Origin of the sequence: Blautia marasmi (assembly GCF_900258535.1) — a bacterium.
Taxonomy (GTDB): Bacteria; Bacillota; Clostridia; order Lachnospirales; family Lachnospiraceae; genus Blautia; species Blautia hominis.
In genome coordinates this window covers 5,713,582-5,726,201 of the sequence record NZ_OIWX01000001.1, presented here as the reverse complement: position 1 = coordinate 5,726,201, position 12,620 = coordinate 5,713,582, and the positions used below count along the sequence as shown (strand labels likewise).

Genomic DNA, 12,620 nt, shown 5'->3' with positions numbered 1-12,620 from the left:
TAGTATCATGTAAACGGTGAATGCGCGTTTTACCGTGTTCACCGTTTATAAAAAATATATTAAGGAGGCTAATGAGAAATGCCGTTTAATCAAAAACCACAGAAATTCAATGCAAACATAAACACAGTTGAAATTGGCTGCGGGGACAAAGCAATCAAATTAGGAGGGGAATGTACATTTCCTTTCTATTCCTTTGATGCTCCCACGGAAAATGCACCAAAAGTAGGCGTGGAAATTTCCGATATGGGACTTATCAATGTTCCGGGAATCCAGGAATATTATGCAGGTGCTGCCACAATGGCCGAGATCGCAAAAAAAGCGGAAGCAATGGAAGGTGCGGACTTCGTATGCTTACGTCTTGAAGGCGGGGATCCGAACGGCGCAGACAAATCTATTGATGAACTGATCGCAGTTGTCAAAGAAGTCGGCGAAGCTGTTTCCTGTCCTTTAGTTGTTGAAGGATGCAAGAATGTGGAAAAAGATTCTGAATTACTGCCGAAAGTGGCAGAAGCACTTCAGGGCAAAAATGTTTTAGTCCTTTCTGCAAGAGAAGAAGATTACAAAGCAGTTGGTGCAGCAGCAGGCCTTGCTTACAATCAGAAGGTTGGAGCAGAATCCGCAGTGGATATCAACCTGGCAAAACAGCTTAACGTTGTTACAACTCAGTTAGGCGTAAAAGCTCAGGATATCGTAATGAACGTTGGTTCTGCAGCAGTAGGCTATGGTTTTGAGTACGTGGTATCCACAATGGACCGTATTAAAGGTGCAGCTCTTTCCCAGAATGATAACATGTTACAGATGCCGATCATCACTCCGGTTGCCGATGAGACATGGGGAGTAAAAGAGGCTATGGCTTCTGAGGAAGATATGCCGGAATGGGGACCGCTGGAAGAGAGAGGTATCAGTATGGAAGTACAGACAGCAGCAGCAGTTTTAGCTTCCGGTTCTGACGCTGTCATTCTGAGACATCCCAAATCTGTTGCAACAATCTCAAAAATGATTAAAGAATTAGTGTAATCGTAGAACAGGAGGATAAAAACAAATGGGATTATCAGGTATTCAAATTTTTAAACTGACACCAAAAAAGAACTGTAAAGAGTGCGGCTGCCCAACATGTATGGCTTTCTCCATGAAAGTGGCTCAGGGTGCTCTGGAAATTTCCAAATGCCCGCATATGTCTGAGGATGCTCTGGCTCAGTTATCTGAGGCAACAGCTCCGCCGATGAAGACGATCAAAGTCGGAAGCGGTGACAATGAATTTACTTTAGGCGGCGAGACTGTTTTATTCAGACATGAAAAAACTTTCGTTAGCAAAACAAGATATGCAGTTTCCCTGTGCACATGCATGGATGATGCTGCGATCGACGCTAAACTGGCAGCAATTCCGAAGGTAGACTACGAGCGTATCAGCGAGAGAATGTTCGTTGAAATGATTTACGTGAACTACGAAGACGGCGCTGACAAAGACAGATACGTTGAAATCGTAAAGAAAGCAGCAGCTCTTGGAAGAACTTTAGTTCTGGGCTGCAAAGATATCGAAGCTGCAAAAGCAGCTCTGGCTGTATGTAAAGACGGCAAACCGGTATTAAACGGTGCAGATGCTTCTAACTACGCTGAAATGAGCGCAGTTGCAACAGAAGCAGGTGTTGTACTTGGCGTTACAGGTGCTGACCTGAACGAGTTATATGATACAGTTGCAGCTCTGGAAAAAGCAGGCAATAAGAACCTGATTCTGGATGTTGGAACAAAATCCATCAAAGAAGCTTACGGCAACGCTGTACAGATCCGCCGCGCAGCTTTAAAAGATCAGGACAGAACCTTTGGTTATCCTACACTGGTAAACCTGTCAGTTCTGGCTCATGGCGACAGAAACCTGCAGCAGGCACTGGCTTCCATGTTCACAATGAAATATGGTTCCATTGTGGTTATGGAGCAGCTTGAGTATGCAGAAGCTCTGCCGTTATTCGGTCTGAGACAGAACGTATTTACAGACCCGCAGAAACCAATGAAAGTGGAACCGGGTATTTATGCTTTAAATGGTGCAGACGAGAATTCTCTGTGTCTGACAACCGTAGACTTTGCTCTTACATATTTCGTGGTATCCGGAGAGCTGGAGCGTTCCGGTGTACCGTGTAACCTGATCATCAGTGATGCAGGCGGACTTTCTGTACTGACCGCTTGGGCTGCAGGCAAATTATCTTCCACTTCTGTATCAAAATATATTCAGGAAAATGTAGAAGATAAAGTGAAATGCAGAAAACTGATCATTCCGGGTAAAGTTGCCGTATTAAAGGGTGATATCGAAGCAAAACTTCCGGGCTGGGAAGTGATCGTTGCTCCGTTGGAAGCAGTTCAGTTAGTAAAATTCTTAAAAGACCTGACTGCATAATATGAGAAATACAGGCTGACAGAAAGGAGGCTTTTTCGCCCCCTTTCTGTCCGGCCAAAATGAATAATTTAAAAGGAGAACTATTATGGCAAAGTTTGTTACAATTGGTGAGAGAATTCACTGTATTTCCCCGTCTATCCGCAAAGCGATGGCAGAGCGTGATCCGGAACCAATCTTAAAACGTGCAAAAGAGCAGTTAGAGGCTGGTGCTACCTATTTGGACGTAAACATCGGACCGGCTGAGAACGACGGAGAAGATTTAATGAAATGGGCGGTTCAGTTGATCCAGTCCAACTTCGACAACGTTCCTCTGGCACTGGATACTGCCAACAAAAAAGCAATCGAGGCAGGTATCTCCGTATACAACAGAAGCAAAGGAAAACCGATTGTAAACTCTGCTGATGCAGGCGGAAGAATCGAGAATATCGACCTGGCTGCAGCAAATGATGCTATCGTAATCGCTCTTTGCTCTGCAGAAGGTATTGCAGCAGACAACGATGAGCGTATGATGCACTGCCAGAACATGCTGGAAAGAGGTATGATGCTGGGTATGGAGCCTACAGACCTGTGGTTTGACCCGTTATTCCTGGTTGTAAAAGGAATGCAGGACAAACAGATGGAAGTTCTGGAAGCAATCAAAATGTTCAGCGACATGGGACTGAATTCCACAGGCGGTCTGTCCAATAACTCTAACGGTATGCCGAAACATATCCGTCCGATCATGGATTCCGCAATGGTTGCAATGTGCATGATGCAGGGCTTAACCTCCGCTATCGTAAATCCATGTGATTTAAGACTGATGGAAACAATTAAATCCTGTGATGTTTTCAAAAACAACACATTATACGCTGACTCTTACCTGGAGATCTAATCGCAGGCAGAATCGTGTAACAAAAAAGCGCCGGGGATATTTTTATCGCCGGCGCAGATAAAAATATACAGAAAGGCTAAATTCCTATGTTCAAAGTGACTTTTAAGTTTGAAAATGGCGAAGACGTCACAACTTTCGCCCAGGAAGGAGAAATCCTTTTAGAAGTAGCGAGAAAAACGAATGTGGCTATCGATGCCCCCTGTTCCGGCAATGCCTCCTGCGGTAAATGCAAAGTTAAACTGGTGACAGGTGAAATGAATTCTCCAAAGACCCGCCACATCTCCGATGAAGAGTATGCAGAGGGATGGAGACTGGCATGTGTGAGCAAGCTGACAGGTGATGTGGAGGTACAGGTACCCGACATTGCATCCGCTTACAGAAGCCGGATGAAAGTCGCAGATTTGAGTTCCAAGGAGGAGATTGCCATATTTGAACAGGCAAAATCCGATGTGGAAGCAGCAGGAATTGTCTTGAAAAATAGTCTAGATATTATCCATGTGACCATGGATGAACCGTCTCTGGATGACACCATGCCGGATAATGAGCGTCTGATGCGGGCAATCAAAAGAGAGACCGGTGTGGAAAGGGTGCGTCTGCCCTATTCTGCACTTCGGAAAATATCTGTTGTTTTCCGTGAGAATCATTTTGATGTAAAATGCATTGTGCGCAGAACAGAAGATGATATTTTCGTGTATGATGTCTATGGCAGAGATGAAAAAGTGGTCATCGGCGGTTTGGCTGTTGATATTGGTACAACAACGGTGTCTGCACTGCTGATCAATATGCAGACAGGTGAGATCCTGGGAAAAGCTTCAGCTGGAAACGGTCAGATTCGTTATGGTGCGGATGTTATCAATCGTATTATTGAATCTATGAAACCGGGCGGCAGCGAGAAACTGCAGCGTGCAGTAGTGGAGGAAACCATCAATCCAATGATTGCACAGATGTGCCGTTCCTGTGGATTCAGTCCTCTGCATATTTACCGTATGTGTATTGCATCCAATACTACTATGAACCATCTGTTGACAGGAATGAATGGCGACCCGATCCGTATGGAGCCATATATTCCTACATTTTATAAAACAAATTCACTGTTTGCCTCTGATATTGGAATCAGGGTGAATCCGGATGCCCATATTATACTGGCGCCTAATATTGGAAGTTATGTGGGTGGGGATATCACAGCAGGTACTTTGGTCAGTATGCTGTGGAATCGTCCTGAATTTTCTCTGTTTATTGATTTAGGTACAAATGGCGAGCTTGTATTTGGCAATTCAGACTTTATGATGAGTTGTGCCTGCTCTGCAGGTCCTGCCTTTGAAGGCGGGGATATCAGCTGCGGTATGCGCGCTACGGACGGCGCTATCGAGGCCTGTACCATTGATGCAGAAACCATGGAACCCAGTTATTCTGTCATAGGGGATCAGGGTGAGAAACCGATCGGTCTCTGCGGTTCCGGTATCATTGATGTGATCAGCGAATTATTCCGTACCGGTATCATCAATCCGAAAGGAAAGTTTATCCGGGAAGGGAAACGTGTCCGCCATGATGAGTATGGCATGGGCAGCTATGTGCTCGCCTTCGAGGAGGAGTCGGGCAGTGTCAAGGAAGTGGAAATCAATGAGGTGGATATTGATAATTTCATACGGGCTAAAGGTGCTATTTTCTCAGCTATCCGTACGATGTTGTTATCCCTTGATTTTGATATTTCCATGATTGATGATGTCTATGTGGCCGGAGGGATTGGCAGCGGCATCAATATGCAGAATGCCGTGAGAATTGGAATGTTCCCGGATATTCCTTTAGAGAAATTCCATTACATCGGAAACTCTTCTCTGTCCGGTGCATATACAATGCTCCTTTCAAAAGAAGCAGAGCAGAAATGTTATGAGATCGCAACCAATATGACATACCTGGAGCTTTCCGCTGTACCGAGTTATATGGATGAATTTGTAGCATGCTGTTTTATACCACATACGGATACGTCCTTGTTTCCGTCTGTAACAGAAGAATAGAAGTGCGCGATGCGGACTTTTATTGTCACAAATAAATAGACTGACTGAGGTGAAAAGATGAATTTTGAATACGCAAAGGACAGTAAAGAGCAGCGTCCTTATGAACATTATTTGAACGCATACAGAGAGATGGACCCGAAAGAGATCAGCGGGCGAACCGGTATTCCTTATGATGAGGAAAAGGGGCTTTTTACCGTGAAATTGATGGGAAGTACATACCAGGTATCTTTTCCGGATTATGAAATTCATCACGTGGAGGATTCCGCCAAAGTATATCCTCTGGAGGAGGCCATGAACGCTAAGATTCTCATTGTCCGTTTTTTGACAGAGAGAAGTGCAGCACCGGCATCAGGAAAATTTGTGACCTATCATGATGTTCCCTGGGGTGAGGTATACTTCCGGCAGTTCCAGGGCAGGTGCCTGTTCCGTCTGGCATTTGGCTATGGAAACAAGCTGCCTGTGTTCCGGAAGATTATGGAGCACTTGGGAGCAAAAAAATGTTCAGAGGGAGACTGTTCCTATGAACTGGAATTTATGGACAATTTGTATGTGAAGTTTATCTTGTGGGAAGGGGATGACGAATTCCAGCCTTCTGCACAGATATTATTTTCTGATAATTTTGCCGTCTCATTTGCCGCGGAGGATTTGGCGGTTGTGGGCGATATCAGCATTAACATGATGAAAGCATTGGAAAAAAAGTTGTCTTAAATTAAGATTGTTATAGTAGAGTAGGTATTACGCGTTAAGTGTCATGGGATGGGAAGTTGTCCATGAACGAAGGCAGCCGCAAGGCTCCACGATGTAATATTGCGTCCGCTACTACATTAAAGACAGATATGAATTCTTCTCTTTGGTGTAGTAAACTACTATGCCATAAGTACACAACGAGAAGGGACAGTTATGCTGTTCCTAGGAGACAACAGATGAAGGAGGATTTATATCTGATGAAAAAAGTGAATAATGTGAAAGTTTTGGCATTTACAGGTGTTCTGGTGGCAATGAGTATTATCCTGACCAGGGTAGTTGCGATTCCCATTGGTACCAGTATTCGGCTTACCGTAGGTCAGACTCCGGTATACCTTTGCGGCTTTTGGTTTGGCCCTTTGGTAGGGGGAATCTGCGGCTTTTTATCTGATTTCCTTGGGGCGATTCTTCAGGGTTATGCACCAAATCCCATGATTTCTGTCACTGCTGTTCTGGCTGGCGTGCTGCCGGGACTGTTTCGGCATTTTTATGCAAAGAAACTGGAAATCTGGCATGTACTTGCAGTGATCGTAGTTCATGGAATCGTAGGTTCTCTTGGATTTACATGTCTGGGACTTCATATGTACTACGGAACACCGTGGGCTGTTTTGTATGCCCAGAGACTGGTTCAGACGCCTCTTCTGGCAGCTCTGAATACTGTGCTGGTGTTCTTCCTCTACAAGAGCCCTTTGACTGCTATGGTAAATAAGAGCACTATGCTGAAAAATGGGTCTGTAAATGTAACTGACCACGCAAAATAATTCCCGAAAGGGAGTTGATATAAAGCCGGAGAGATCCGGCGATCAAAGAAAGAGAGGTATGTGAGAGATGGGATTTTCAACTGTACCATGTAATGAATTTGTGGAAGTATTAGCATCAAAAGCACCGGTTCCGGGCGGCGGCGGAGCATCTGCTCTGGTTGGCGCAGTGGGAACAGCCCTGGGTAATATGGTGGGCAGCCTGACAGTGGGCAAGAAGAAATACGCAGAAGTAGAAGACGAGATGTGGGAGCTGAAGAAGAAATGTGATGCTCTGCAGAAAGATTTCTTACGTCTGATAGAGAGAGATGCGGAGGTGTTTGAACCCCTGTCAAAAGCCTATGGTATGCCTCGTGCAACCGAGGAAGAGAAAGCGGAAAAAGCCAGAGTGATGGAAATCGTTCTGAAAGACGCCTGCTCTGTACCCATGGAAATAATGGAAAAGTGCTGTGAAGCCATCGAAGTGATCGTAGAATTTGCAGCAAAAGGTTCCACACTGGCCATCAGTGATGCAGGTGTAGGAGCAGCATTCTGTAAAGCAGCGCTGAAAGGTGCCAGCCTGAATGTATATATCAATACAAAATCCATGGCTGATAAAGCTTATGCGGAAGAGCTGAATAAGAAGGCTGACGCGATGCTGGAGAAATATACAAAAATCGCTGATGAGACCTTTGACAGTGTACTTTCCAGACTGAAATAATAGTTACATAGTTTTGCTTTATAATGACACAAGGAAAGACTAGTACAGCATTGCAGAGTGTCATTTCAGAAAAGTCTTATACCGCAGGCGAATGCGATGTAAGTTATGGTATGCCCGGATGGGTATGATAAAAAGATGCAGGAGGATTCATAGAGAATGGCGAAAAGATTACTGGGTAAGGAAGTAACAGCAGCATTAAATGAGAGAATCAAAGCGGATGTGGCAGCACTGGAGGAGAAAGGTGTAAAACCGACTCTTTGTATTATCCGTGTAGGTGAAAATGAAAGCGATATCTCCTACGAGAGAGGCGCAACCAAGCGCTGTGAAACACTGGGTGTTGCATGTGAGAAAATTCTGCTTCCGGCAGATGTAAGTCAGGATGAGCTGTTGGCAGCCATTGATAAAGTGAATAAAGATGACAAGGTTCATGGTGTTCTCTTATTCCGTCCGCTGCCGAAACACCTGAATCAGTCAGTGATTGAAAACGCACTGGATCCGGCAAAAGATGTTGACTGTATGACAGATGGCTCCATGTCAGGTGTATTTACAGGAAAAAATGTAGGCTTCCCGCCATGTACACCCCAGGCATGTATGGAAATTCTGGATCATTACGGAATTGACTGTACAGGTAAAAAAGCAGTAGTTGTAGGACGAAGCCTGGTAGTAGGTAAACCGGCAGCTATGATGCTGATCAAGAAGAATGCAACTGTTACAATCTGCCATACCAGAACTGTGGATATGCCTTCTGTAGTAAGAGAGGCAGATATCGTTATCGTTGCGGCAGGCCGTGCCGGCGTTATTGATGATACTTATTTAAGCGCAGGCCAGACCGTGATCGACGTTGGAATTAACGTAAATGCAGAAGGTAAACTCTGCGGAGATGTTGATTTTGAGAAGGCTGAGCCTGTTGTAGATGCCATCACTCCAGTTCCGGGCGGTGTTGGAAGTGTAACAACTTCCGTTCTGGTTGGACATGTAGTGGAAGCTGCAAAACGTAAATTTGCATAATGACAGCGTAAAAGTAACGGTTTCGTACCTTCACAGTCACAGATAAAGTTCTTGCTAAATGACCGTTACCGGTAGAATGGTTGCTTGGCTGCGGAATGTTTTCTTGCGGTCAGCGCAGTAAATGCACAGATATACGGAAGAGTTACGAGTAAATACATATGTTTTTTACCCCTGGAAATTCACATTCAATTGGATTTCCGGGGGTTTTTGGTTCATGGACACGAAGGAAACTGCACGGTTGTGAGGGGAAAGTCTGAGTGTTCAGCAGTTTATAATACTTTAAGAAATGTTCATGGGATTATTCTTGACTTTTTTCACAGAAAGCAGTATGGTGCCCTATGATAATTTCCGGAGTATGATAAGGAAAACAATAAAGGGTGAGAAGAATGAAAAGGTTTAAAATTCGATGGCTGCTGTTTGTGTTGGCGTTTTTTCTGGTTTATCTAATAGCCGGGGCAGTAGGACCGTTTCTTTACTATAAAAAAGTGGCAGAGGAGACAAAAAAGAATTTTTCTGCATCAGACTGTTACAACGATACTGCAGGTGTGGACAGAGCAATGCTGCTGGAGACAAATAAAAGTGCCTGGGATGAAAGGATTCGCCTGTTTCATCAGGCAAAAGAAAGGATCATACTCTCCACATTTGATATGAGGGATGGAAAGAGTACAAGAGATTTGCTTGCTGTTCTGTATCACAAGGCAGAGGAGGGCATCAAGATTAAGATCCTGGTAGATGGGGTAAGCGGTACGATCCGTATGGAGGAAAATGAACTTTTCTATGCGCTGTCCTCTCATCCGAATGTGGAGATAAAAATATACAATAAACTGAATGTGGCAGTGCCGTGGAAGACGCAGGGAAGGATGCACGATAAGTATGTGATCGTAGATGAATTGGCCTATATTCTGGGCGGAAGAAATACCTTTGATTATTTCATCGGAGATTATCCAAACAAGAATATGAGTTATGACAGGGAAGTGCTCATTTATAATACAGATCCTCAACAGCGTCAGGGGGATAAAAGTTCTCTGTATCAGGTGGAAGCGTATTTCAGCCACATGTGGAAGAAAAAAGAATGCAGGTTATTTCATGATGAGGAAAGTCTGAGTAAGGATGAAAAGGTAAAGAGTATGATTGACATGCTCACCAAAAGATATGAGAAGCTGAAGACAGAGAATCCTGACTTATTCAAGCCCTGTGACTATGACTTGATGACCTGTGAGACCAACAAAGTGACACTTCTTTCAAATCCCACAGGGATATATGGGAAGGAACCGGTATTATTTTATGAGCTGTCCGAATTGATGAAACAGGCAAAAGAAAGGGTTATCATCCATACGCCCTATGTAGTCCTGAACGGATATATGAAGAGGGAATTGACAGAGATCGCAGGAAAGGTTCCGGATAGCAGGATGGTGATCAATTCTGTGGAAAACGGTGACAATTTTATGGCATCCAGCGATTACCTGTACAGGAAGAAAGGTGTTTATAATACAGGTCTGTCTCTGCTGGAGTATGACGGCGGAGTCTCTTATCACGGGAAGTCTGTTGTGATTGATGAGGATATGTCAATTATCGGTTCTTACAACATGGACCTTCGGAGCACGTATGTGGATACAGAACTGATGCTGGCAGTGCAGAGTAAAGAACTGACGGAGGAATTGACCGGATATATGGATGCGATGGAAAAAGACTGCCGTGTTGTGACCGGACCGGATACCTATGAAGTACCGGAACATATCCGGGTGGAAGAAATAGGGGTTTGGAAAAAGATTGCAATGCGGGTAGTCGGTTTGATCATGCAGCCGTTTCGTAGTTTAGTGTAAAGAATATCAAAAGGAAAGGAGCTGGATATTATGTCCATACGCGGTGCTGTTATGGTGCCTCATCCTCCGCTTATTATACCGGAGGTAGGAAGAGGGCAGGAAAGAGGAATCGCAAATACGATCGCAGCATACGAGAAAGCCGCGCAGCATGTGGCAAAGCTTTGTCCGGATACCGTTGTGGTGACAACTCCCCATTCTGTCATGTATGCAGATTATTTTCACATCTCTCCGGGGAGGGGAGCATCCGGGAATTTTGGAGAGTTTGGGGCAAAGGGGGTACGGATTGAGGCGGAATACGATATGGAACTGCGCAGTCAGCTCTGCGGACTTCTGGACAGGGACGGATTTATGGCGGGAACCAGAGGAGAACGGGACCCCAGGCTGGACCATGCCACTATGATTCCACTGTATTTCCTGAAAAAGCACAATGTCAGATGCCGAGTGCTGAGGATTGGATTGTCAGGGCAGCCATTGGAAGCTCATTATCGGCTGGGGCAGTATATCAGTCAGGCGGCAGATATATTGGGCAGAGATGTGGTCATGATTGCAAGCGGTGATTTATCCCATAAGCTTTTAAAGGAGGGTCCTTATGGTTATCAGAAGGAAGGACCGGAATATGATGGAAGAATCATGCAGGTTATGGGAGCCGGAAATTTTGGAGAATTATTTGGTTTCCAGGATGATTTCTGTGAGAAAGCAGCAGAGTGCGGCCACAGATCCTTTGTGATCATGGCAGGAGCTTTAGATGGAAAATCAGTAAAAACAGAGCGCTTGTCTTATGAAGGTCCCTTTGGAGTCGGGTATGGAATCTGTACTTATGAGGCTTTTGGTAAGGATGACACCAGATCGTATCTCAGGCAGTATGAAAAAATGCAGAGAGAAAATCTGGAGCATAAAAAGGCGGCTGAAGATATCTATGTGAAACTGGCGAGAAACTCTTTGGAGACTTATGTGAGAACAGGTAAAAAAGTTACAGTACCGGATAATCTGCCAAAAGAACTTTGTTTGAGGCGCGCAGGTGTGTTCGTCTCGCTTAAAATGCATGAAAGGCTGCGCGGATGTATCGGAACTATCTCTCCTGTAACAGATTCCGTGGCAGAGGAGATTGTGGAGAATGCTGTCAGCGCAGGGTGCCGTGATCCAAGATTTCCGCCTGTCAGGGAGGCGGAACTAGATAAGCTGGTTTACAGTGTGGATGTGTTGGGAGATACAGAAATCGTATCATCGGCAATGGAACTGGATGTGAAAGAGTATGGTGTGATCGTGAGTAAGGGAAGGAAGAGAGGTCTTCTGCTCCCGAATCTGGAAGGCGTGGATACCGTGGAGGAACAGATATTGATTGCCAAGCAGAAAGCTGGTATTGATGAATGGGAGGAGGGTGTAAAACTGGAGCGGTCCCGGGTAGTCAGACACACGTGAAGATATGAAAGGAATGAGGGGAGCGTCTTATGAGTACAACGTGCAGAGTATGCATGCATCACTGCAGGCTGGAAGAGGGAAAGACAGGAAGATGCAGGGCAAGAAAAAATGTGGAAGGCAAAATAGAGTCTGTCAATTACGGAATGTGTACGGCTCTTGCGCTGGATCCGGTGGAAAAGAAACCGCTGCAGAGGTTCTGTCCCGGAAAAATGGTTCTATCAGTGGGCAGTTTTGGTTGTAATTTGTCCTGCCCGTTTTGTCAGAATCATGAAATTTCCATGTGTGGGGAGAAGGCGCTTCGCTGTGAATATTTCAGCCCTAAGGAACTGGCCCAACAGGCAGAAAAGCTGAAGGCACGGGGAAATCTTGGTGTTGCATTTACATATAATGAGCCTCTTGTGGGATATGAGTATGTGCGGGATACTGCCAGGGAGGTGAGAAGAAGAGGAATGAAAACGATCCTTGTCACCAATGGGGCATTTACAGAGGAGACAGAGGAAGCCGTGCTGCCTTATATAGATGCTATGAATATTGATCTGAAAGGCTTTACAGAGGCATATTACAAAAAGCTAGGGGGCGATTTGGAAACGGTGAAGGCATTTATAGCAAAGGCTGCCGGAGTATGTCATGTGGAGCTTACAACACTTGTGGTTCCGGGAGAAAATGACTCTGCCGGGGAAATACAGGAACTGGCTGAGTGGGTGGCATCTGTGGATTACGAGATTCCGCTGCATGTGACCAGATTTTTTCCAAGGTGGAGAATGACGGACCAAAAGGCAACAGAAGTGGAAGCTGTATACCGCCTGGCCGGGGAGGCAGGCAAGTATCTGAAATACGTTTATACAGGTAACTGCTGAGGGGGATTTTGCTGCCTGCCTCGTCGGCTTCCGCGG

At 45.1% G+C, this 12,620-nt stretch carries 11 protein-coding genes and 1 riboswitch; all 11 genes read left to right on the top strand.

All coding sequences use genetic code 11. The features are described 5' to 3' along the window. Positions 1–78: 78 nt before the first annotated feature. The 11 genes from acsD (at position 79) to amrS (ending at position 12,584) form a co-directional block, all read left to right on the top strand. Positions 79–1,017, top strand: coding sequence for an acetyl-CoA decarbonylase/synthase complex subunit delta (gene acsD / locus C6P39_RS25250; protein WP_095172762.1), 939 nt, complete (start codon positions 79–81; stop codon positions 1,015–1,017). A gap of 25 nt (positions 1,018–1,042) precedes the next feature. Further along, the gene (gene acsC / locus C6P39_RS25245) at positions 1,043–2,389 is read left to right on the top strand and encodes an acetyl-CoA decarbonylase/synthase complex subunit gamma (RefSeq protein ID WP_095172763.1); all 1,347 of its coding nucleotides are present in this window, start codon (positions 1,043–1,045) and stop codon (positions 2,387–2,389) included. Positions 2,390–2,474: 85 nt separating this feature from the next. Next, positions 2,475–3,260, top strand: a complete 786-nt coding sequence (gene acsE / locus C6P39_RS25240) for a carbon monoxide dehydrogenase/acetyl-CoA synthase methytransferase subunit (protein WP_018597554.1) — start codon at positions 2,475–2,477, stop codon at positions 3,258–3,260. Between the two features lie 86 nt (positions 3,261–3,346). Beyond that, on the top strand, positions 3,347–5,275 hold the full coding sequence (acsV, locus tag C6P39_RS25235; RefSeq protein ID WP_104805587.1) for a corrinoid activation/regeneration protein AcsV: 1,929 nt from the start codon (positions 3,347–3,349) through the stop codon (positions 5,273–5,275). Between the two features lie 57 nt (positions 5,276–5,332). Beyond that, entirely contained in the window at positions 5,333–5,983 is a 651-nt protein-coding gene (locus C6P39_RS25230; protein WP_095172765.1) for a DUF3786 domain-containing protein, read from the top strand. 14 nt (positions 5,984–5,997) lie between these two features. Beyond that, positions 5,998–6,096: riboswitch (THF riboswitch) on the top strand. Positions 6,097–6,198: 102 nt separating this feature from the next. After that, positions 6,199–6,780 carry a folate family ECF transporter S component gene (locus C6P39_RS25225; RefSeq protein WP_158661691.1) on the top strand — a complete coding sequence of 194 codons (582 nt, stop codon included), beginning with the start codon at positions 6,199–6,201 and terminating at the stop codon, positions 6,778–6,780. A 67-nt stretch (positions 6,781–6,847) separates the two neighbouring features. After that, positions 6,848–7,477, top strand: a complete 630-nt coding sequence (locus C6P39_RS25220) for a cyclodeaminase/cyclohydrolase family protein (RefSeq protein WP_095172767.1) — start codon at positions 6,848–6,850, stop codon at positions 7,475–7,477. Between the two features lie 156 nt (positions 7,478–7,633). Continuing rightward, positions 7,634–8,485, top strand: a complete 852-nt coding sequence (locus tag C6P39_RS25215; RefSeq protein ID WP_104805586.1) for a bifunctional 5,10-methylenetetrahydrofolate dehydrogenase/5,10-methenyltetrahydrofolate cyclohydrolase — start codon at positions 7,634–7,636, stop codon at positions 8,483–8,485. A 386-nt stretch (positions 8,486–8,871) separates the two neighbouring features. Beyond that, positions 8,872–10,308: a phospholipase D family protein gene (locus tag C6P39_RS25210; RefSeq protein WP_104805585.1), complete on the top strand. Its 1,437-nt coding sequence runs from the start codon at positions 8,872–8,874 to the stop codon at positions 10,306–10,308. A 30-nt stretch (positions 10,309–10,338) separates the two neighbouring features. Then, complete coding sequence (amrA, locus tag C6P39_RS25205) at positions 10,339–11,727, top strand: AmmeMemoRadiSam system protein A (RefSeq protein WP_104805584.1); 1,389 nt, start codon at positions 10,339–10,341, stop codon at positions 11,725–11,727. A 29-nt stretch (positions 11,728–11,756) separates the two neighbouring features. After that, positions 11,757–12,584 (top strand): AmmeMemoRadiSam system radical SAM enzyme, encoded by an 828-nt coding sequence (gene amrS, locus C6P39_RS25200; protein ID WP_104805583.1) that lies wholly within the window; start codon positions 11,757–11,759, stop codon positions 12,582–12,584. Positions 12,585–12,620 lie beyond the last annotated feature (36 nt).